At 37.5% G+C, this 23,604-nt stretch carries 18 protein-coding genes; 5 read left to right on the plus strand and 13 right to left on the minus strand.

Features of this window, described 5'->3' with window-relative positions:
- Positions 1-196: 196 nt before the first annotated feature.
- Positions 197-2,593, plus strand: coding sequence for an ABC transporter permease (locus H5187_RS17695; protein ID WP_182798112.1), 2,397 nt, complete (start codon positions 197-199; stop codon positions 2,591-2,593).
- A 67-nt stretch (positions 2,594-2,660) separates the two neighbouring features.
- Here the strand turns inward: H5187_RS17695 and H5187_RS17700 are convergent, their stop codons facing one another.
- The 11 genes from H5187_RS17700 to H5187_RS17750 all read right to left on the minus strand — a co-directional run bounded on the left by H5187_RS17700 (position 2,661) and on the right by H5187_RS17750 (position 15,458).
- Entirely contained in the window at positions 2,661-3,191 is a 531-nt protein-coding gene (locus H5187_RS17700; protein WP_182798113.1) for a sugar O-acetyltransferase, read from the minus strand.
- Between the two features lies 1 nt (position 3,192).
- The gene (locus tag H5187_RS17705) at positions 3,193-5,562 is read right to left on the minus strand and encodes a prolyl oligopeptidase family serine peptidase (RefSeq protein ID WP_182718810.1); all 2,370 of its coding nucleotides are present in this window, start codon (positions 5,560-5,562) and stop codon (positions 3,193-3,195) included.
- Positions 5,555-7,948 (minus strand): ABC transporter permease, encoded by a 2,394-nt coding sequence (locus tag H5187_RS17710; RefSeq protein ID WP_149982303.1) that lies wholly within the window; start codon positions 7,946-7,948, stop codon positions 5,555-5,557. Before H5187_RS17710 ends, H5187_RS17705 begins: the two co-directional genes overlap by 8 nt.
- Positions 7,942-8,676 (minus strand): ABC transporter ATP-binding protein, encoded by a 735-nt coding sequence (locus H5187_RS17715; protein ID WP_182784904.1) that lies wholly within the window; start codon positions 8,674-8,676, stop codon positions 7,942-7,944. The genes H5187_RS17710 and H5187_RS17715 overlap by 7 nt, the downstream gene beginning before the upstream one ends.
- An 11-nt stretch (positions 8,677-8,687) precedes the next feature.
- The gene (locus H5187_RS17720; RefSeq protein ID WP_182798114.1) at positions 8,688-9,914 is read right to left on the minus strand and encodes an efflux RND transporter periplasmic adaptor subunit; all 1,227 of its coding nucleotides are present in this window, start codon (positions 9,912-9,914) and stop codon (positions 8,688-8,690) included.
- 36 nt (positions 9,915-9,950) lie between these two features.
- Positions 9,951-12,065 carry a peptidase domain-containing ABC transporter gene (locus tag H5187_RS17725; protein WP_182798115.1) on the minus strand — a complete coding sequence of 705 codons (2,115 nt, stop codon included), beginning with the start codon at positions 12,063-12,065 and terminating at the stop codon, positions 9,951-9,953.
- Positions 12,066-12,075: 10 nt separating this feature from the next.
- A complete protein-coding gene (locus tag H5187_RS17730) occupies positions 12,076-12,771 on the minus strand; it encodes a hypothetical protein (protein WP_149982299.1) in 696 nt (231 codons plus the stop codon).
- 3 nt (positions 12,772-12,774) lie between these two features.
- The gene (locus tag H5187_RS17735; RefSeq protein WP_169021169.1) at positions 12,775-13,809 is read right to left on the minus strand and encodes a radical SAM protein; all 1,035 of its coding nucleotides are present in this window, start codon (positions 13,807-13,809) and stop codon (positions 12,775-12,777) included.
- 61 nt (positions 13,810-13,870) lie between these two features.
- A complete protein-coding gene (locus H5187_RS17740; RefSeq protein ID WP_182718814.1) occupies positions 13,871-14,059 on the minus strand; it encodes a hypothetical protein in 189 nt (62 codons plus the stop codon).
- 92 nt (positions 14,060-14,151) lie between these two features.
- Positions 14,152-15,264 (minus strand): hypothetical protein, encoded by a 1,113-nt coding sequence (locus H5187_RS17745; protein WP_182761677.1) that lies wholly within the window; start codon positions 15,262-15,264, stop codon positions 14,152-14,154.
- The gene (locus H5187_RS17750; RefSeq protein WP_169021172.1) at positions 15,264-15,458 is read right to left on the minus strand and encodes a hypothetical protein; all 195 of its coding nucleotides are present in this window, start codon (positions 15,456-15,458) and stop codon (positions 15,264-15,266) included. Before H5187_RS17750 ends, H5187_RS17745 begins: the two co-directional genes overlap by 1 nt.
- A gap of 188 nt (positions 15,459-15,646) precedes the next feature.
- Here H5187_RS17750 and H5187_RS17755 point away from each other — a divergent pair, with 188 nt between their 5' ends.
- The 4 genes from H5187_RS17755 (at position 15,647) to glmS (ending at position 21,473) form a co-directional block, all read left to right on the plus strand.
- A complete protein-coding gene (locus H5187_RS17755) occupies positions 15,647-17,716 on the plus strand; it encodes a winged helix-turn-helix domain-containing protein (protein WP_182798116.1) in 2,070 nt (689 codons plus the stop codon).
- Positions 17,717-18,028: 312 nt separating this feature from the next.
- A complete protein-coding gene (locus tag H5187_RS17760; protein ID WP_259398520.1) occupies positions 18,029-18,670 on the plus strand; it encodes a helix-turn-helix transcriptional regulator in 642 nt (213 codons plus the stop codon).
- A gap of 117 nt (positions 18,671-18,787) precedes the next feature.
- Positions 18,788-19,546: a DeoR/GlpR family DNA-binding transcription regulator gene (locus tag H5187_RS17765; RefSeq protein WP_145240141.1), complete on the plus strand. Its 759-nt coding sequence runs from the start codon at positions 18,788-18,790 to the stop codon at positions 19,544-19,546.
- A gap of 106 nt (positions 19,547-19,652) precedes the next feature.
- Positions 19,653-21,473 (plus strand): glutamine--fructose-6-phosphate transaminase (isomerizing), encoded by a 1,821-nt coding sequence (gene glmS / locus H5187_RS17770; RefSeq protein ID WP_182734993.1) that lies wholly within the window; start codon positions 19,653-19,655, stop codon positions 21,471-21,473.
- Positions 21,474-21,592: 119 nt separating this feature from the next.
- Here glmS and H5187_RS17775 read toward each other — a convergent pair whose 3' ends face one another.
- Both H5187_RS17775 and H5187_RS17780 read right to left on the minus strand, forming a co-directional pair.
- The gene (locus tag H5187_RS17775) at positions 21,593-23,044 is read right to left on the minus strand and encodes an anti-phage deoxyguanosine triphosphatase (RefSeq protein ID WP_182798117.1); all 1,452 of its coding nucleotides are present in this window, start codon (positions 23,042-23,044) and stop codon (positions 21,593-21,595) included.
- A 98-nt stretch (positions 23,045-23,142) separates the two neighbouring features.
- Positions 23,143-23,373, minus strand: coding sequence for an ATP-binding protein (locus H5187_RS17780; RefSeq protein WP_182784910.1), 231 nt, complete (start codon positions 23,371-23,373; stop codon positions 23,143-23,145).
- Positions 23,374-23,604: the final 231 nt, after the last annotated feature.

Here is a 23,604-nt window from a genome sequence, read left to right on the forward strand (position 1 = left end):
CGTTTACTATCGTTACTTATTGCAGCATGTTGCTGTGCAATTGATAAGATCTAGTGCAGCAATCTTATTTATTACATTAAGTGCTTTTGCACTCAAACATGATCTGTCTTATGTGTACCTCAGTGATATGGTAAGTGATTTTGTGGCTTGCCAACTGTTTTTGTTCTAACCCCTTGGGGTAAGAAGGAATTTGATAATGTTTAAAAATTATATCATGACCGCAATGCGCTCATTTAAGCAGCAAAAACAACACTTTTTGCTCAATGTACTTGGTTTAAGTATTGGTTTAGCGGCGGCTATTTTAGTGGCTATGTTTGCCTTTTACGAAGCGTCTTATGATAAGCAGCAACCCAATGCGGAGCGTGTTTATCGTGTTAATCAGTATTTTACATCTTTAGGGGTTGGCGGGCCGATGACCAACAAAGATCTTATGAATACCTTTAAAGACATGGCTGAAATAGAAGACATACTATCACTAGAGCCTAGTCCGCCTGGTGCTGAATTTGTGCGTGATGATGTGGGTTATAAGTTAGAAAGTATTGCGTCGGCAAGCACCAATATAGCTGATTTTGTGAATATTGACTTAGTTGCAGGCGACTTAGCCAAAGTGCTTACTACACCAAATATGCTCGCATTGAGTGAGCAGTACGCTATACGTATTTTTGGCCGCACGGACATTATTGGTGAAACCTTAATACAAGGGAGTAAACGTTGGCAGATTGGGGCGGTATTTGCTGATTTACCTGAAAATACGCACTTCTTTTTTCAAGGGTTAATTAAAGAGTTACCAGCCAATACTCAATATCAAAACATGAATAGTGCCTCTTATATTCGAGTAAAACCAGGTACTGATGTTGAAAAGTTGGCAGAGACTATTGAGCAACGCTACATGAAAATTGCTTACGAAAACCCAAATTTAGCAAAAATGACATTACATCCGCTAACGTCTATTCATTTAACTTCCAACTCTAACTATGAAATGAAAAAGAATGGCTCGCTTTCAACGCTGCGGATTTGTATTGGTTTGAGTATTTTATTGGTACTTTTAGCTGCGTTTAATTTTATTAATATGAGTATTGCTCAATCGGCAAAACGTGCCAAGGAAGTGGGTGTACGTAAAGCACTTGGCGCGAGTAAATTACAAATTATAAGCCAGTTTTTAACCGAGTCATTACTTATTACCATTATTGCAGCATTAATTGCCTGTATGTTGGTTGAATTGCTAACACCTGCTTTTAATCAATTAGTCGATAGGCAGTTATCGCTTAATTATAACTCTTTATTGGGCGTCGCTATTGCTGTTGTTGTAATATCAGTTGGTTTGCTTGCGGGGATCTATCCTGCCATGTTTATGTCAGCATTTAGTGCAAAAAGAGTGCTCAGTGGTGACATGCAACGTGGTCGCACAGCCATTGCGGTTAGAAAAGGTTTATTAGTTGTACAATCGGCATTATCTGTCGGTTTAATTATTGGCGCTTTATTGCTGCAACAACAGCTTGCTTATTTACAGTCTCTACCAGTGGGCTATACCAAAGAAAGTAAATTGGTTATCAGTGATATATCAGCTGAAGATATATTACACAACAATAATACAGCATTACTAAATCGTATTAACGGGATTGATGGCGTAAACAAAGTCAGCGTTATGGATGTTGATGTAACAGGCTCATATAAATCGTCTCTTACATTTACGGCCGATAATGGTCAATTTACCAAACAAAGTTTACCCATTATTGGCGCAGGTAACGACATAGCCCAAACATTGGGCCTAACATTGGTCGCTGGGCGAGATTTCAGTGAAAAAATGGCTGCTGATTGGTTTAGTGAAGTCAGTGATACTAAAGCAACGGCTTCAGCCATATTGACTGAGTCGCTAGTAAAACAAGTCGGTTATGCAACACCAAGTGATGCAATTGGCAGTACATGGCGCACAAGTCCGGGCAATGGCAAAGATTTAATCTTAACAGTTGTCGGTGTGGTTAAAAATATTAAAGTAGGCAGTGTTAAAGACGCGCAGCCCTCTACCATCTTAATTTGTGGCTACACAAATAGTTGGGACGGCCGCGTTATCGTAGACATGGACGCTGCTAAAATACAGCCTATTAAAGCGCAGCTTGCAAGTATTTTAGAAGAGAACCTCGCAATTCACGACCCACAAATAGATATGCTGAGCGAAAACTACCGTGCGCTTTATCGTAATGATGAACGAGCGACCGAGTTTGTCACTTTATTTTCTGGTTTAGCCGTATTTTTAGCGTGCGTGGGCACCTTTGGCTTAGCATCATTCTCGGTACTACGTCGCCAAAAAGAAGTCGCGGTACGCAAAGTCCTTGGCGCATCACGCATCAGCATTATGAACTTAATAGCAAAAGAGTTTTTGATTTTAGTTGCCGCAAGTATCGCAATCGCTTTTCCTCTAACTTATTGGCTGGTGGGCGATTGGTTAGCCAACTTTAATGAGCGTGTTGATCAAGCGCTGTGGGTTTATCTGGTTGCAGCTCTAAGTGTTGCTGCAATTACTTGGCTCACGGTTGCAAGCCTCGCCTTTAAAGCCGCCAGCACACGGCCATCGTTAACACTAAGATATGAGTAATAACGAGTAAATAACCCTACTTAAGGTCTATCAGAACACCGATAGACCTTTTTCTTGTTTAGGCCTCTTAAATATCTTTAATCTTAACAGCGGGGTTTCCTGCAACAACTGTATTCGCTGCCACATTTTTTGTTACTATCGACCCTGCGCCAATAACAGCATTATCGCCAATGGTAATAGCTGCTAAAATAATAACCCCCGCGCCAATCCAAACGTTATTGCCAATAGTAATCGGTGCTGCAAAGTTCTTTTTATTGAGTCGCTCGGCAGGATTGACTGCATGAGATACGGCCAATAGTTGAACGTTCGGGCCAATTAAACAATCACTGCCAATCGTAATTGCCCCCTCACTAATGGGGGCATCTAACACCGTACAATTAATGTTTATAAAAGTACGATCACCAATTTCAAATTGCGAGCCATAGTCACAGTGGAAGCCTGCCTCAATAATCACGCCTTCACCACATTGAGTAAATAAACTCTTAATGCGTTTTAAATTACCTTTGCTGGGGCTTTTGTTAAACAAGCGGCAAGTCTCATGGGCGGTTTTGCGTTGCTCAAGCAGCTCTTTTTGGCGTGGATTAAATAGTTTTAGCATATTATTCAGAAGTGTTTAGCCATTTCTTTACCCATTCAGACTGGTGAACGAGCAAGTAAGATAGGTTTTCTTTAGCTTGATATGTATGTCCTTCATACGGAAGCATAATTAGCTGAGTCGTCTTTTTATTAGCAATTAGTGCCTGATACATTCTCATTGATTGCATTGGGTAAGTGCCCGAGTTTTGATCGCTTTCACCATGAACTAACAATAAAGGCTCATTTATTTTGTCCGCATAAATTAGAGGGGATATATTAATATATGTTTCCTTTGCTTGCCATAGATTACGTTTTTCACCCTGAAATCCAAAAGGGGTAAGAGTCCTATTGTAAGCACCACTTCGAGCAATACCAGCTTTGAATAGATCTGTATGCGCGAGTAAGTTAGCCACAGTAAAGGCTCCATAAGAATGCCCCATAACAACTAATCTTTGAATATCAATAGAGCCAGTATCTTCTAAAGCATTGACTGCAGCTTCGGCATTTAAACGAATCTGATTAATGAAGTCATCGTTAGGCTCTCCCCCATTAAATGAAGTGATTGGCATTGAGGGAGATTCGAAAACGGCAAAACCGTCATGAAGAAATACCAAGGGACTTAGCGGATCAAACTCTCTAAATAAATTCGTGCGTACTGTATTTTGCTGGCTCAGTTTTTTGTTTTTAAATTCATCGGGGTAAATCCATAAAATAGCAGGGATTTTATCTGATTTATTCCTTTTATAATTGTTAGGTAAATGCAGCGTTCCAACCAGATTTAATCCATCGCTTCTGTTGTAATTGATAGTAAGTGGCTGGTTAACAAAACTATTTTTATTTTCGCTTGATAAAAGTGAAATCTGTTTTTTGAAACCTTTACTCGTTAATGCGTAGTATTGAGGTGCGCTTGTATTATTTTGCTTTTCTATTATTAAGGTGTCATTAGCGATTCTTAGGGGCATTTCTATATTGTCAGCATTGCTTAAAAATATAGTTTCAACAACGTGATTCGATGTATTAAAGGATTGAGCTATTGGCTTTATACCTTCTTTACTTTGTCCTGAGGAAAAGAAAAATAAATAATTATCTTGTTCAACTAAAACTTCATATCCTTCAGGCGTACGGAGAGTCTGTGGATCACCAAAGTCGTTGAACTTATCACGATAATCTCTTTCATGGATTAAATAATTCACAGAAGTTTCGGCGTTGATTAAGGTAGTTCTTGCCTGTTTGCTATCATAGCGCCATTCTTGAAGTACACCTATTCCTGAAACGCCCCATAATACATCGTGAATTCTCCATTTTACTTGATGCACCAGTTTTTTATTCTCGTCAAATGGACTTACCAGTTTGTAGATGTGATCATGGTAAGTTTGAGCTAAAGACATGTCACCTCTATCACTCGCTTCGACCCAAGTCACAGTTGAGTCTTCTGATGGTAGCCATTTAACTAACCTAGCGCCAATAGGTACGCTATCTTTAGATTTAGGTAGATTAATTTTATCGTTTAAATTGGGTAAGCTGTATGTGGTAGTTGGCTCTTCTATATTAACGATATTATAAGCGCTCCCCCATTTTTTATAAGGTAAATAAGATGACAGCTCACTCGGTGGCATCGAATACAGTAAATACTTACCATCAGGAGAGACGGAAAAATCATTAAATAAGCCACTTTTAGTTAATGTAGAAACTTTACCATTGAGGTCTATCTTCACTAATTTGGTTTGATTGATAGATGTAAACTGATTCTTCATCTCGTCATTTATTAATAAGCTTTGATGGGTCCGCCCTTGATCTTTTTGCAGCTCAGATGACAACAAATTGGGTTTTTTACGTATATATTCAGATGTCTTTATTGGCAAATTTCGCTGCTTGACGACAATACTTTGGCCATCAGGTAGCCATCGCAGATGTCTTCCGCCAAGACTTGTGGATAAATTGAGATCTGTTAGTTTGTTAGATACATTGTTATTTATATCGTACAACCATAGGTTTGTATTGGCACCCTGCTGAATTAAAAATGCGACTTTTTTAGCATCAGGAGACCAATTAAAATCGACAATCACTCCTTCTAGAATCTTAATTTCTTCTCTAGCGTTTGTTGCAAGATTAAATAAAGTTGCGCGGCTATATTGTTCAGTATCAACTCTGCTCGATAAATCAGTATAAAAATCCAGACCAGCTAATGCGACGCGCTGTTGAGATAAATATTCAATAGATGGGTATTCAATTTGGTGTAAAAATAAAACCAGCTCCCCATTTGGTGATAATGAAATAGTTTCTTGCCCTGTAGACTCTATGAGATTAGCCCACTTACTATTATCTATTTCAATAGCTTCAACGGATGATGAGGCAATGAAGCATAACGCTATAATAAGATAAAGTTTACTCATTTCGTAATGCCTTTATTGGATCTTGTCGTAACGTTTGGTTGATCGGAAAAAAGCTGGCAAGTACTGATATCGCTAATAAACCCAGCCAAATGACCGTTGTTAACCACCAGTCTATAGGCAAGTCAACCCCAGGTAATGACATACAATAGCCTATAATTAAAAATGCCAACGAAAAGGCTAACACTAAGCTCATTATTATGGGTTGCATGAGTTCTAATAAGCTTTCTTTTAGTAACCTATAATTGTCAGCCCCCATAGAAAGTTTTACGCCTAAGCTATATCTGCGCACTTTAACTAAATAGCTAACAATACCGTTTATGCCAATACACACCATCAGCAGCGATGTTGATGCCAACACAATAGCCAGCCATGCTGCATTTAAGTGACGTTGCCTTTTTTCATCAAACATACTTGTTAAAGAGGCTATGTTATTAATGTCTAATCGTTGATCTACTTCTAATACTGCTTGTTGAATATGGGCAATTGCATTATTTTCATCTGCAACAGTGATCAAATATGTAAATTGTTGCCAACCAGGGTAATCTTTAGGTGTAAAAACTTCAAAGTCTTCACTTTCAGGGCTGCCCGGTACATAGGTGTTGCTGACAATACCTATGATTGAGTAATATCTTTTATTATCAAAACTCACTTTACTGTTTAGTACTTCATTACTGTTTTTATTAAGTAAATCTGCAAGGCGTTGATTGATAATGATCGGTGGGTTTTCTAATTGTTCATCCCCTTTGGCAAAGCCATTACCCGTTATCGTTAAGTTAAGTTCAGTAAAGTAATTGGCAGTTACTAAGCTATTACGTGCTTGGGCAATATACTGTCCAGCTTCGTTATATATTTGATTGACATTAACCGTTTTTGGCAGCCTCATTTCGGATGACACAGCTAAGCTGCTCACATTATTAAGCGCCAGCAACCTATGGTTAATTGCTTTGTGTAAATTAATACGTTCGCCGGATTTATCGACATTACTATAGTTTATTGTTAATGAATATTTACCTTCTGTATCCAGTCCGTTATCTCTGAGTGCTTCCGAAAGTGTTACTAAAACTACGTGGCTAGCAGTGGTTAATACTAAAAACGAAAACAAAATTTGCAGACCAACAAGTAAATGGCTGGTGGCTGAACTCATTTGCTTGCCCGTGCCTTTACCGCTGCTTTGTAGGCTGCTCATTAAGTTTTGCTCTTTCACTACACTAAGTTCTATAAATGAATAGAGTGAGGCAATACTAATAATTAGAAAAGCTGAAAATAACAAAGTATTAAAGCTAAGAGAAAGCGTGTCTAAACGTTGAATGGCGTCAGCTGCTAGGTTTTGAATAACGATAAAGCCGATTTGAGTAAGTGTTAAAGCAAGTAACACTGCAATACTAATAAGTAAAATATTGTGTTTTAACGTTTCAATAATTAGTTGTTTTTTGCTTGCCCCAAATGCAAAGCTGATTGCAAGGGGTTTGATGCGCGTAATGGCTTTAGCGAGCTGCATACTAGAAAGGTTGATAAGTGCAATGAGCATTAATAAACACACACCTAAGAGCAGCATGAGTACAATTTTACCGCTGTCACCCCTAAGTGCATCATTAAATGCAATAACACGCGCATTGACAGTAAAATCTTTTAAAATATCAGCGGCATGTAACTGTGCACCTTTAAGTGATAAGTCAGCTAATTGTTCCGTGATCTCTTGCTCTGAGGCTGTGGGCTTAAATCTAACAACACTCTTATACGCGCCCATGAAACCGTTAGATGTTTTAGGGTTAAAAGCTTCGTCTGCATCAATAGGAAGCCATATTGCATCATTTATATTGCTATAAGTGGGTAATATAAGATCATCGGGGGCGACACCAACAACGGTAAAGCGACGTTGATTGAGTTGTATTTTTTTACCAACAATATTCGGGTCACCACTATAGTGGGTTTGCCAAGCGCGGTAGCCTAATACGACCGACATTTGCTGAGTACCGAGTGCTTCTGTTTTGTTAAATAACCGACCAAGTTTGGGTTGTACGCCGAGTAGATCAAATAAATTATGTGTGGCAAGTATTACGTCCACAGCAGGTCTTGTTGGTTTATCTAGTAGCTTGTAGTCAGTCCATCGATGGTAAGCAGCAACATCAGTAAAAACGGTATTTTCACTCTGTATGTAGCTCATTATTTTTGAGTTACTAGCGGGCCCTGAATAACCTTTAGAATTAATTGTGCCTTCAAGCAAATATAAGTTATCGCTCTGCTGATAAGGTAGTGGGGCGAAAAACACTAGATCAACCAAGCTAAATGAACTAAGCACCATCGACAGTGTAAGTGCCAGTGTAAAAACGGTGGTGAAATAGTATTGTTTGGCACGTTTAAAAGTATTGTAGGCAGTTTTTAACATGACTGAGCAACCTGTTCTACATGTGCAGGTGTGCTTGGCACGAGTTCATCGTTTTGGGCAACTACAGTACCGTCTCTTAACTGGATATTGCGCGTAGCCATATCGGCATAACGGGGATCATGGGTAACCAATACAATGGTGGTGCCTTGCTGATTAAGATCTTTTATTAACGCCATGATTGCATCGCCGTTTTTTGAGTCTAAGTTACCTGTGGGCTCATCGACCAGCATGATGCCAGAATCGCCAGCTAGTGCGCGTGCAATCGATACGCGTTGTTGTTGACCACCAGAAATTTGATTCGGATGTAAATCAGCTTTATCAGCCAAACCTACTTTTTCTAGGCAATCTAACGCTCTTGCGTGACGTGAAGATAGCGAGTCTCCCCGATATTTTAATGGTAAAGCGACATTTTCAAGTACGGTCATTTCATCAATTAAGTTAAACGATTGAAACACAAAGCCAATGCGATTACCGCGTACTTTCGCACGTTGGTTTGAGTCCATATCAGAGACGAGTAAACCGTCAATGTAATATTCACCACTTTGAGGGGTGTCGAGCAGCCCCATAATGTTAAGGAGTGTTGACTTGCCGCAACCAGAAGGCCCAGAAATAGAAATAAACTCGCCGTCGTACACGGTAAAGCTAATCCCTTTTAAAATTTGACTGACTTGTTCGCCATTAGAAAAAGACTTGCTTAGGTTATTAACTCTTAAAATTTCAGTATTCATATTATTCTTCCTTAACCAGCAATTTTTATTGTTGTTGTTTCAGCGGGGATATCTAATGTAGAAATAATGACTTGTTCACCAGGCTCAAGCCCTGACAACACTTGGATGAGCTGGCCAGATGCTTTGCCATATTGCACTTCAACTTTAACGGCTTTGTTATCCATTGTGAGTTTAAATAATGAGCCATAACTGCCTTCGCTTGCACCTGTTGGTTGTTTTATATAATTCACCTCTTTTTGTACATCGGCAAAAATAGTCGCATCTACTTGTTGCATGGGTTTCATGGTGTCTGATTCAGAAACCTCGAGCTCAATATCAATTTGTACAGCACCGTCGCTGATCACAGGGTCTACACGCACTACTTGGCCGCGCACCTGGTCATTCAACGTGCTAATTTGGGCTGTCATACCTATTTGAATTAAATGAGCTTGAATTTGCGGTACTTTTATTTCACCAACTAGAGGGGAGAGGCTCCCTATTAGTGCCAGTTCAGAGCCAGCACTGACACTTTGCCCTAAACTTAAAGGCAAGCGTTGAATAACACCATTCATTCCCGCTTTAACTGAAAGTTGCTCTACCATTAATTTGGCGACATCAAACTCGTCTTGCGCTTGGGCTATTAAGTCATCTTGAATTGAAAGCGACTCTTTTTGCATCTGTGCTAATTTATCAAGCTTAGATTCTTCAAGGTTAATACGCTTTGATAGCTGTTTGGCTTCGAGCTCATTTTTCTTCGCGCTGATCCCCGATACAATACCTGATTTAGCCAGTGTACGTTCTGCTTCAACTTGCAGCATGGCTATTTCAGATTGTGCTTTTAGCTCTGACACGGTTGACTCGTTATTTAACAACTCACGCTGTTGCAGTAATACGGTTTGCCGTTTTTGGGTTTTGGCATTTTTAAGCTTTGCTAACGCCAAGCGGAGCTTACTTTCTAGCTCGGGGTTATTTAAAGTGAGGATCACTGTGTCATGGTTAACCACAGCACCCGCTTTTAGTTTTATTTCGTCAACCACCGCATTACTTGTGGCTGTGAGAAGTCGTTTATTGATTGATTGCAATGAACCATAGCCATCAACCTTAATTGAAAAATCACCGCGCTCAACCTTCGCAATGGTGACAGAGTCTTTTGATATAACTTCGGCATTATCTGCAAAGCCTAATTGCCAGCCAGAGATAAGCATAACGACAGATAAACCTATCAACCCTTGATAGATTAGTTTGGATGTAAATTTCATAGTTATTCCTTTTGTTATTCTTACCATGGTATTTAATCACACAGCTTGGGCTAACGTTTGGTTCTTAATTAATTCTTCGAGATCAATTATTCTATCTGCTGCTTGTATTGTCTCTTGCCTATGAGCAACACTGACCCTAGTTATTTTTTTTGATTTTAAATATTTATTTACTTGCAATTCAGTAGCAGCATCAAGGTGGCTTGTTGCTTCGTCTAAAAATAAAATGATTGGTTGACTGTAAAGCGCTCTTGCCAAAAGCAATCTTTGTTTTTGACCACCTGACAATGAGCTACCTAAATCACCAACTTGAGTGTGTAAACCCATAGGCATGCTTTGAATCTCATGCCATATAGCAGCACCTTTAATGGCTTCTGTGATTTTATCTAGATCAGGTTTTGGCTCAAAGAAGCAGATATTTTCAATTAAGGAACCATTTAGTAATTGATCATTCTGCATTACCGTTGCACACATTGAGCGAAAGTTTCTCATGCCAAGCATTTTTATCGAGTGTCCATCTAACAAGTAATCACCTCGCTCTGCTTTGATTAATCCAGTCATTAATTTTAGGAGCGATGATTTACCCAACCCAGAGCGACCTATGATAGCCACCGATTCTCCGGCATCAATTTTAAAGTTTATTCCTTTAAATAACCAAGGAGAGGATGTTGAATATCGAAAATGCAGGTCGCGTACTTCAATGTGGCCTTTTGCTTGTTCTTTGGTTATTGTCAGTGAGGTATTTTCTTGCTCTTGGTTTTGCATCACTATATCAGACATTCTCCGTAAATAAGTTGAGGCTAACTTGAACTTAAATATATGATCTACCAGAGTTTGTGTGCTGCTCGAAAATTGTTGTCTATAAGCTAGGAAAGCAATAAACATCCCTATAGTAAATTCTTTATTGATTATTAATGTCGCGCCAATAAATATAACAATTAGATACTCTATTTTACTTACTAAATCTTGGCTAATTTCTGCAGTAATCGTGACTTTTTCACGTTTAATATTTTCATTTGTAGTATCTGCAAATAAATTGAGCCATGAAGAAAGTCGGGTACTTTCTTTTACATAGCATTTTATGGGCATAATTGCTCTGATAGTTTCTAAAAAATGACTGTTTTCTTTTGCTTGTTTAGATAAAACTTGCTCTAAATGCTTATTTTCTTTGTTGGTTAAATATAACCTAAGCAATAATGTGAATAAGAGGAATGATAAAGATACTAAAGCAAGAGCTGGTGAGTAAGTATACATAATGATTAAAGTTGTTATGCCTAGCAAGCCTTCGACAATGGCAGAAATAAAACCACGACTTATCATTCTTTGGACTTCATTAAATGCTTCAAACCTAGATTTAATATCGCCAACATGGCGAGATTCAAAAAACGAAAGGGGTAAATGTAATAGGTGTCGCTGGATGTTCGCTTTTACTTGAAAGCCCAAATTTTTGTCTAAATATAAAATGGCGGCTGAGCGAATAATATTGCTAAAAGTTGTTAGTAAAGTAACGACTATAAAAGCAACTAACAGCCATATTAATATCCCGCCATCTGAAAGAGGGATACCATGATCAATTACAATTCTAATATAGTAGGGGGATATTAGGAGGAAGCATTGCAAAATCAAGGCTACAACAAATATCTTAAATAATGAGGATGCGAGTCCTTCAATATTGCCAATGAATGCTCTGAGCGGCATCTTCACTCGTTCATCGGCTACAGTAAATGCAGGTGTTGGAGTTAACTCGATTGCAATACCGGTAAATGCTTCAGAGACTTGTTGCCAATCTAGTTTAACTTTTCCTTTTGCGGGATCATGGATAACAATGCCAGTTCTATTTACTGAAGCAAGCGTAACAAAGTGATTAAAGTTCCAATGCAATATTGCAGGTCCCCTTAGCTTAGATAGCTGTCCAAGCTCTAATTTTAATACTCGCCCAGATAGGCCAATATCATCTGCAATTTTTAAAATGTGCTTAACTGTTATTCCTTGAGTACCAACGGGGTAACGTTGTCGCATAGCAAGCATGTTTACTTTATAACCATGATAAAAAGCAATCATAGCTATACATGTGATACCACATTCAGCTACTTCACTTTGTAAGAAAAGAGGTAGTTTTGATGGTTTAAAGTCAATGTAGTCTGTGAGACGCATTTAAATTTCACTATTTAATTAAGTTAAGGGCTTTTTCTGATTGCTGAGTGAGTAGTATTTTTATATCTGCGTTAGGTGACAGTTTTGAATAATTGTTAGTTTCTAATTTTAAATGTATTTTTTGTTCTTTATTATTTTTATTACTACCAATAACCATAGTGACTATACCTTTTAATTCATCATTATTGACGATTAAGGTAATTTTATCCTTTACATTAATACTCATATTTTTATTGCTAGAAATCCAAAAAGATAACTCATTTTCTGAAGTGGTACTTAAAACGTAACCAAGAGGTTCAAATGGTTGTATTATATTTTTTTCGATTAAAGAATGAAAAAACAAACCATCGGAAGGAGAGCGAATAACCTCTTTTTCTAACTTACTATTACTATCAAACTTAGAGATAGTAAGTAGCTGTTGATTTTTTTTAACGCTCTCACCATCTATCGCAAAGTGCTTATTTATAACCACTACTTCATTATAAATAAGCGGGGTATAGTGTTCAGATGAGACCTTGGCGTCAAGACTTCTTTTTGTTGATAAAGTTAGAACATTAATAACTAAAAAGCTAAATACGAAAATTGCGATTAAAGCTGAAATAGAATTATTTATAATTTTAGGCTGTTTTATAAGCGACTTCCCTATATCACTAGACTTGTACTGATTTCTAAGGGCTTCTTTTCTGAACATATTAACAATAGACATAAGCTAGCTAACTTTTTTAATAGCAATGTCACCAACAACACTATTGTTATTCATATAGCTTAGCGGGCAACCCATTTGCCAGCTATCAAGAGTCGTAAAGCCTTTTATCCAGGTACTAAATTTTTCATTGTTCAATGTTAGTGTGCCATCAGGATTAATTTTACCAATATTGTTTCTGTCATCATCTAAAGCAACGGTACACTTATTGATATTACCATTGGCTCTAATTCCTAATGAATTAGGCTTTCCTGCGTAGCAGATGTAATGACCTAGTTCATTTATTTTTTTGCTATTACCTGAATAACGTTCTGTGAGCTCTTTTGCTAATACTTTTGCAGATTTTCTTGATATTAGGCCATTTATTTTTTCTTGATTGTCACCACCTAAGTTAGAAATTTCTTTAAAAAATAATCTGAATCGACTATCTTCCTTAAGTTCTTTATCATAACGCTCACAAAAGCTTAAAACACTTTCATGGTTTAAGTCGGTAATATGAATCCTTAGGGTTATATGAAAATCAAGATCTGTTGCAGATGCAGCTAATAAGCGTCCCCATATTTTGTCAAAGCTACCTTTCCCGTTACGAGTTAAGCGAGTTGTGTCGTGTGATTCCTTGTCACCGTCTATGGATATTTGAAAGCTATTTTGCTTTAGCTCAACAAGTCTTGTTAATGTTTTTATATCAAGGAGAAAGCCGTTAGTTGTTAAATCACCATAGACTTTACAGCCGTTTTCCTTAGCTAATGACTGACTATATTCAGCAATTTCAAAAAGTATCTCTTTTGCTAATAAAGGCTCACCGCCGAACCAACTTAAAGATAAAAACTCTAACTTAGGCATTTTGTTTTTGATTAAAACTTTAGTTGCATCAACTAACCAACGAGGCATTTTTCCTATTTTAAAATCCTCATAACAATATACACAGCGAAAGTTGCATTGCTCTGTTGGAAAAATAATGAGTTGAAACTTTTCATTACTGAGGCTGTTTACTAATTGTTGTTTAGAAAAACCTTTAATCTGATCTATTGAAGTTGTCATTTTTCCCCCTATTGTTTTGCTTGCGCAGACTACCTTTATGAAGAAGTAGTCTGCGTGATAGTTACAGCTCTTTTTGAGCAGCACAGCTGCCATTTATAGTGTTACCACAGCCTGTATCACCTTCTTCGTCTTCTTCTTCTGGAGAGAAACCGCCTGCAACAGCATCTGTAAGTTCTTCACTTAGCTCTACTTCACCTAACTCATTTAGCTTGATTTCTTCACTTTCTATATTTTCAAATTTATTGCTCATTTTATGCTCCTTTAAATTGTTGTTTCCCCTTAATGGGGTGAAGTTAGTATGAGCTTAAAAAAAGAAATAGATAACTGTAATAACTACGAGGTTTATACAATAATCTCATTTAAATGGTTTGATATTTTAGGTAGCCAAACGTTCGAAGTCGGTTTTTTTTTGTTTTTGATGTTAAATAAAATTTCAATTCTATTTTTTAATATTTTATAATCCGTTTTCTCATATAGTTTAAGTATTTTTTCTTTATTTTGATTAGTTGGGTGGTTAGATTGCAAATTACAAAGAGTCATCCCGTAATTAAATTCATCTTTTATATTTTCATATTGATTCAGTGTTTTTTTTACTAATAGAGATTCAATAGATAGCTTTTTTTCCTCGATAATACATGAAGAGAAATTTAGTTTAGACAAAGAATCTAAGGGGGTCTTTTCCATATTTGAAATTAAGTGTTTCATTACTGTTTCAGCTTTAACTGCTAGCCCCATAGATTTGAAAGCTTCATATAAACGATAGCTATATACGCCACTTTTTATACACGTACTTTTATTTATTTGACGCCAGCAAAGTTGCATTGCGTTTTCAAATCTTTCTAAGCTGATTAGGGCTACAATTTCAGCTTCTATATATAAATTTTTTTCCCTGTAATATTGCGGTATCGTTTCTTTAAGTTTAAGAACTTCATTATATTTTGATTTTAAGAGGTAATGTTTTAAAGTTTCATCGAGTGTAGCTACATACAATGTATTCCATTGCTCACCTAGTATTTCTTTGTTTACACTTATAGGCCCTAGTTTTGCTTTGCCTGTATTATCTAGAATAGCGGCTTCACCCATCAGCTTTAGGAATGCTGAGTGTTTATTTGTCAGTTTATAAAGACGTAATAAGTTGATTGTGGGATCTATTAAGTTGATAAGATTTTGATTGTTTTTATCCTGTAAAAATTTATCTGACCAATAAGTTATTACTCTGTGTAAAAACAATTCACTTTCTTGTGTTTTTCCTTGGTAGGCTAAAATAAGAGGATAGGCATTAAACAACCAATGTAGGGTTTTGTTGGAGCTTGAGTTTTGATTAAGAACATCCCTATCAAACGCAAGGCACATTTCTTCACACCAGTCTTCAAGGTTCGATAAAGAGATTAGAGCTCTTTTTTCACCCAAACGCTTCAGTTTTGGTTTATACGGCTTGCAAGTTTCAGTATTCATTAACTGATGCCTTCTTGGCTTGTCGTGGTTGTAGATTTCTCATCATTATCACTCACGTGACAATAAACTTCTTCAGGGCTTATAAATCCTCCAACAAACGCATCAAGTAACTCAAGATTGGTGATTTCTATTAATCCATCATTTGTTCTGTGGGCTGCTATGGCATGTTTTTCATTTTTTATGCTGTTCTGCATTGCTTGTACCTTATAATGTTGGGGTTAAAATTGAGCGTATAAGGTCGTTTTTTTTTTGCAATAATTAAGCGATGATATCTACGTAACCAAAATGTAACTTTCATTTAAATCAATGCATTAAACTTTATGGTAATTACTATTGCAGTACGTTATTATAATGAACGTTAAGGGACTGTTAAGGTTTGTAAGTGGCAAATGCTATGTTGATTAAATTTGGTGAGTACTGTTTGGACACTGAAGAGATGTCTCTTCAAATTAATGAGCAGTTAGTTGTACTTGAACCAAAAGTATTTGCCGTATTGATGTATTTTATTGAGCATCATGAGCGTTATATTTCAATGGATGAATTGCATGATAACTTATGGAAAGACCGCTGTGTTTCTGATGCCGCAGTAAGGCGAATTATAAGTAAACTTCGCATAATTTTGAATGATGATTATAAAGATCCTAAGTATCTTCAATCGCTCTCTAAACGTGGATATAAATTAATTTGTCCTGTATCAACAATTCCTTCCCCTATAGAAGAAAAACAAACAAGTATAGAAAAAACAGAGCACAAGAATGTTAAAAAAGCTAAGGTCTATTTTTACCTTATTGCAATAGCGATTCTTTTTCTTTCGTTAGCTTATCTTTTATTTAAATACAATGTCGATGAAGTTTCAGTTACTGCTAGGGTGGTAAATACTGTCGTCTCAGACAAAAAAGCCTTTGCAGCCTCCAGTGAAGGTCGATACATTGCATTCACTAGTAAATTAAGTCATGAAAAGAATTATCATATTTATTTAAAAGACCAGAAAACAGAGACTATAGAGGTGCTTGTAGATAATACAACCCTGCCTACAGGTTTGGTTTTCTCTAATGATGGGGAGCGCTTGTACTTTTCCGATAATTTAGGTGATATTGCTTTATTAAAGCAGATAGATCTAACAAATAAAGCGCATGGAGTAGGTACGTTAGTAGCTGATTTTTATTTCATCACAGATGTGTTTATCGACAAAAATGAAAATGACGTAATTTATTTTTCTGGGCAAAAAGATCAGCAAAGTGCATTACTTATCTATAAATTCAACTCTGAAAAAGGCTTGCTTGAAGAGATTACTTCTGTTCCTCAAAAAGGATTTCATGATAGTCGTGCGGATATTTCTCCAGACTCTGGTAAGTTGGTTGTACTGCGAATTTATTTGGGTAGTAAGCGTAATTCTATTCGAGTACACGATTTAAAGACTGGCAGAACTCTTTTTCACCATGATCAAAATACAACTATCTATGATGTTCATTGGCTTGATGATGAGCATATCATTTTATTAGATGATAAAAAGCTAGCTAAAATAAATGTTAAAACAGGACATTCAAATATTATTATCGATAAAAACAAAGGCCTTATCGCATTAGAACGAGTAACCCCAAATACACTATTAGCTATCAGAGATAATGATATTATCAATACTCTGATAGAGAAAAAGCTGCCATTAAGTGATTTTAAAAATGTTGAAATGATTCAAAAGAAACAACCTGAGCAAGATAGTAACATTATTGCCTATCAACCTTTAGGTAACAAAATCTGGACGGTAATAAATGAGGGAGGTGTTAGCTCCTTAATTTTTTATGAAAAAAGTAAGGTTACGAAAAAAGCAACACTAATGAGCACTGAAAACCCACTAGAGTTGCTCGGCGCCTCTCTGTCTGGACAATATGTATTATTAAAGCTTCAAGACCGCATAACAATTCTTAATACGTTTGATAATAGCCTGACATACCTCTCTAAGGCTGATGAGTTGATTGGCGATGTTACTCTTTCATTAAATGAAAAATCCATTCTATATACGCGAAAAAGTAATGGTGAATGGCAAGTATTTGAGTATGTTATTGAAGAAAAAACTAAAAACCTTATCTTTAAAGGTTACCGCTTTATTCGACAATTTGAAGGGGGATATGTATTAGGTGATAATACGGGGAGGTTATCACGGTTTGATGCGAATGAAGAAACGATGACTTCAATGCCGGTAAGCATGTCCACTGAGACAAACACGAATTGGGCTGTAATAAACGGTAAAGTATTATGGAGTAATCATAATTTGATAAATACGACCTTCTATGAAATAGACTTAAATGATGTAGATACTTCTAGCCTAAAGTCAAAAACGTTTGACTTTAGTGTGATTAGACCAAGGTTTTATGTGGACAAGGTGAATGGTTTAATTATCGTTGAAAGTTTAGGTGGTAGAACTAGTGAAATTATTTCCATTAACATTCAATAGGTTATATTTTGTTTTTGTAAAGTTATAGAAAAGTTATCTCATTATTATTGATAAAATCTATCGTGTAGCTCAAATTTAATGTGAACAATATAACTACAACATGAATTAGGGGCTACACCACGATGAATAATATATATAAGGCATCATTTATCTATACAGCTATTTTTACTTTCTTAACAGTAATATATTCCGCTGACTCGTACATAGGTATTAACACTCAAATTATTGGTAATGACTCGCCAAGTTCTTCTTGTGTCGTATTTCCTATACTCTGTAAAGATGAGTCTAAATCGAGTTTTGCATATGATAAATATGAATGAACTACATTCTAGAATTGAGCTTATAAACTCAATACATAGCTTTAATGGTTTTTTTGAAGATATAAAAAATTGTTATAGCTATGTTCAAGCAGGGTTTATTATTTTTGATTTCTCTGATTTATTTAAGTTTAATACTCATTATTTCGGTGAACTTGATGACTCTTTTTTGAATGATGTTCATTCCCGTAAGGGGTTGCTTCATTATTGCTTAAATGAAACAAGAGCAATTCAGCTTAGTGAGTTAATTGGCAGCTTTGAGTCGGTATTAATAATTCCTACGGGTTTACATAAAAATAAATTTGCTTGTCTAGTGTTGGAATTGTCAAATTTAGGCGCTGAACCTCGTAAAGTGAAAATGCTAGGGGATTATTGGCGAATTTTTTTAGTTGAAATATTTGAAGCTTATCGACGCTCAACAAATCTTGAGGCTGTAAAAATTACGCGACGTGAAAAAGAATGTATTCGTTGGGCTTCTATTGGAAAGACCTCTTGGGAGATCAGCCAAATACTCAGCATTAGCCAAAGAACCGTTGATTTCCATTTAACAAATTGTATTAGAAAGACAAACAGTACAAACCGACAGCATGCCATTGTTAAATGTATTTTGAGTGGAGAATTGCTAAATCCTCAATAAAATTTCCCTGACCAATTAAAAGCGCATATTGCGCTTTTTTTGATCTACACCTTGCCATTTTTATAGTTTCGTTTAAAATCCCATAACTTTCGAAACGAAACTTAAATGGTTTGCTTAATGACTAAACGAAACACCCAGCAACGTCGTCACCTTATTCTTACTCAAGTTAATGAGTTAGGTGAAGTAGCCGTAGATATTTTAGCTGAGCAGTTTCAAACCTCTGAAGTAACCATTCGTAAAGACTTAACAGCGCTTGAAAAAAGCGGACTATTACTGCGCCGCTATGGTGGCGCGATAGCATTGCCGCAAGAAATTGTAAGCGATGATATTGATTCAAAACGTAAAGTGGCGATTGCAAAAGCCGCAGCAGCACTAATCAAAGATCATAACCGCATTATTATCGACAGTGGTCGTACTACAGCAGCAATGATCCCTGAACTGGGTAATAAGCGCGGTTTAGTGGTGATGACTAATGCAATTAAAGTGGCTAATCGCTTATTGGCGCTGGAAAACGAGCCAACACTTTTGATGACCGGTGGTACGTGGGACCCGCATTCTGAGTCGTTTCAGGGGCAGGTTGCAGAGAGTGTTTTACGTTCTTATGATTTTGATCAGCTATTTATTGGTGCAGATGGCATTGATGTTGAGCGTGGTACTACTACCTTTAATGAACTAGTAGGCCTAAGTCAAGTTATGGCAGGCGCTGCTCGTGAAGTTATAGTGCTGGTGGAGTCAGAAAAAATCGGCCGAAAAATCCCTAATTTAGAATTACCTTGGCAGCAAGTGACTACGCTTATCACCGACAGCAACTTAGCACTCGATACTCGCCAAGCAATACAAGCGTGTGGTGTGCAGTTGATCTGCGCTGAGCTATAAAATTCGTGTTTATTACAGGCCGACAACACCTGTGATGTTCATTTAAATATTAAACAACACATACAAACCCAAAGTTGACGCTTTGGCATGTACAAAAGGAGAAATTATGTGTGGAATAGTTGGGGCAGTTGCAGAACGCCCAGTAAATAAAATTTTAGTTGAAGGCCTTAAGCGCCTTGAATACCGTGGTTACGACTCAGCTGGTGTGGCACTTTTAGATGGTAATACACTTAATACTGTAAAAGCAGTGGGTAAAGTAGTAAACCTTGAAAACGCGCTTGATGAAGCTGGCGTAAAAGGTACTACCGGTATTGCACACACTCGCTGGGCAACTCACGGCGGCGTGACGAAAGCAAACGCGCACCCGCATATTTCAAACAGCGAAATTGCCTTAGTGCACAATGGTATTATTGAAAACCACGCCAGCTTACGTGAAGCGCTGAAAGGCGATGGTTACGAGTTTTTATCAGATACCGACACCGAAGTAATGGTGCATTTAATTCATCAACTTCGCCAGCAGCACACCACTTTATTAGCCTCAGTTCAAGCAGCTGTTAAACAGTTTGAAGGTGCATTTGGAACAGTTGTATTTGATAAAGCGAATGATAACGAAATTATTGTAGCGCGCTCAGGCAGCCCGTTAGTTATTGGTTTAGGCCTTGGTGAAAACTTTATTGCTTCTGATCAACTTGCATTATTACCAGTAACTCGTACCTTTATCTACCTTGAAGAAGGTGATGTAGCGCGTATCACCCGTAACAGTGTGGAAATTTTTGATGTAGACGGCAATGCCGTTGAACGTGAAGTCATTGAATCAAACATCACACAAGATGCATCAGGTAAAGGTGAATACCGTCACTACATGCTTAAAGAGATTTACGAACAGCCACTTGCTGTACGTAACACCCTTGAAGGACGTTTAAACGACGACCGCGTAGCGATTGATGCCTTTGGTGAAAGCGCTCAGCAAATATTTAAAGACGTAAAACACGTACAAATTATTGCCTGTGGTACGTCTTACCACTCAGGTATGGTTGCCCGCTACTGGCTTGAGCAATTTGCAGGTGTTAGCTGTAACGTAGAAATTGCCTCTGAGTTCCGTTACCGTCAGTCGTTTGTACACGAAAATAGCCTGCTAGTAACTATTTCTCAATCGGGTGAAACGGCTGATACTTTAGCTGCGCTTCGTTTAGCTAAAGAGCAAGGCTATATGGGGTCAATGACTATTTGTAACGTACCAGGCTCATCGCTAGTACGCGAATCAGACCTTGCGTTTATGACCAAAGCCGGTGCTGAAATTGGTGTAGCCTCTACTAAAGCATTTACTACACAGCTTGTTGGTTTGTTAATGCTTACTGCGTCTATTGCGCAAGAGAAAGGCTTAGATCAAAGTACGATTGTTAACGCTATTAAATTGCTTCCAGCTAAATTAGAAGAAACGCTACTATTGGCTGATGGCATTGCAGACCTTGCAGAAGAGTTTGCTGATAAACACCACTCACTGTTTTTAGGTCGCGGGTCGCAATACCCAATCGCAATGGAAGGCGCACTTAAGCTTAAAGAGATTTCATACATTCACGCAGAAGCCTATGCAGCAGGTGAGCTTAAACATGGTCCATTAGCATTGATTGACGCAGACATGCCAATTATTGTTGTAGCACCAAACAACGAATTGCTTGAAAAGCTTAAATCAAACGTAGAAGAAGTCCGTGCTCGCGGCGGCATCATCTATGTATTCGCTGATAAAGACTCACACTTTGAGTCAGACGAAACCATGCGTGTGATCAACGTAAATCATGTTGATGACGTGATAGCGCCAGTTGTATATACAATCCCACTACAGTTACTTTCGTACTACGTAGCGGTCATTAAAGGCACCGACGTTGACCAACCTCGTAACTTAGCAAAATCGGTTACAGTTGAGTAAGAAAAAGCGCGCAAGCGCTTTTTTTGTGGGTGAACAATAAAGTTTCACCCCATACAATAAAGTATCATACTGGTTATTTTCTTAATGGGTCCAATTTTCAAAAGTTGGACCGCCTAAAACTATAGATGGTCAAAGATAGAGCCTTTGCTAGGAGTGAAAAGCTTTTCATAGTACTTTGTTGCATATTCGTCTGTCATTCCAGAAACGAAATCACAAATTACCCTCATTTGCTTACGCTTTACTAGGTCTTTAACTGATAGTCTCTCTTGTTCTTCTTTCGATAGCCCATCAAGTACTGATTTGGCTGCGTTTTCCCAAATTTTTTTAGTTTTGTTGGGTAGGAACCTCTCAGGATCTGTTGCCAATACCTCGAAGAGCTCAATTATTAGTTTTTGGCCCTTGAACTCAAGCTGTTGGACATTTTCATTGTTGATAACAAGCTTCTTAACCAAATCAAATATTGCTTTCATTAGGTTCTCAACATCGCAAATGAGCTCAACATTCAATCTTAAGAGAGGCTCTAAGCATTGGGAGTCATTTTCGACTATTTGGGTATTACTAATCATTAGGTTTACTAGAGAACCTATAGCGTCTTTGCGTGTATAGCTTGACTCAAAAAGATCTTTTGTAATTTTGTCATACGCACAATCTGGTCGCATGGTACTAATTTTCGCAAATAACTCTTTTCTTTGCCTGCCACCTACTTCTTCTTCAAAGTAGCGCTTCCAATCACTTTGACGGATAAGTTCCAGAGACAAGGCATCTTCAAAGTCATGCAAACTGTATGAGATGTTATCTGCTAGATTCATGATTGAGCAGTCTAATGATTTATATTTTGTAAGTTTATGCTCGGTTTCTGGAGAACGGCGATCCTCATCATTCTTTGGCTTGTATTCCATGCTTGCAGTAAACTTTTCTTTCTCTTCCTGTGAGAAAGGTTCGAGGATGAACTCTACAATGTCTTTATCATCATCATGATAGCATTTTGGCGGTTTTTGTTTCGCGGCTTTAAATAACCAGTTCGGTGTGTCTTTAGTCTTTGCATCATAAGCCATGTCATTAAGTAAAGAACTATATGCTGCCGGATATTTCAATACACCAAGTAGCATTCTGCGTGTTGGGTTTAAGCCATATCCTTCAAGATATTTATCTAAAGTCCCAAGAATTCTTAAAGTCTGTCCATTTCCTTCAAATCCACCATAATCTCTCATACAGTAATTTAAAGCTACCTCACCGCCGTGTCCGAATGGTGGATGCCCAATATCATGTGCTAGACAAATAGCAGTGATTAATTCTTTTGGTGGTAGCTTATTGGCGTTTTCTACATTTTTCTTACTCAGATACTGTACGATCCCTCTTCCTATTTGTGCCACTTCCATAGAGTGAGTTAGCCGAGTCCGATAGAAGTCGCTTTCCCCTAACCCTAGTACCTGAGTTTTAGATTGTAGTCTCCTAAATGCCGATGAGTGAATTAACCTAGCTTCATCTCTGTCGTATGCTTCACGATGGTCGTCGGCTCTGGATGACTGCTCTATTCTACGCTCTTTCCAAATTTCTTCTTCTTGGCTCATAGTTCCACCATATTGTTCCTTGATTTTAAAAACGTGTATTTGCAAGTTTTCTTCTTTTGGCTGACTAAAGTGCATTTATACAATTAGTCAATTTGAGTCTAGTTGCCCTTAAAATAGGTTGACGCTTTATCATAGTGAATTCCATGACCATCGTCTTTAATATGTATACCAGATAGTCCTATATCATCAGCATCTACTAAGACTTCGACTTTGTTGGCATCTGCATCTACTGCATTCCATACTAATTCAGATATAGCATTTAGAGCGTTGGCCTTGGATACCTTATCTAAATGATCTACCTGGACTTCTACTTGAATTTGCTTGTTCATAAACCTTCCTTGAAATTAAATTAGCTCTGTATTCAAGCCTGTGGCCTTAAGTCTTGCGGTCAAATTTCGCATTTTACTGAACTCTGTGCCCTGACTTTGCTTTAACCCTAAGGGATCCCCAAAAATAATTATTAAGTTTCAATTACATCACTCACATCCATATTTTTCCAATCGATTTGCACTACTACCTGTACGAAATAGGCTAGTCCTTCCAAATAATCTCGCCGTCGC

This window comes from Pseudoalteromonas sp. SG44-1, from assembly GCF_014164315.1.
Lineage (GTDB): Bacteria > Pseudomonadota > Gammaproteobacteria > Enterobacterales > Alteromonadaceae > Pseudoalteromonas > Pseudoalteromonas rhizosphaerae.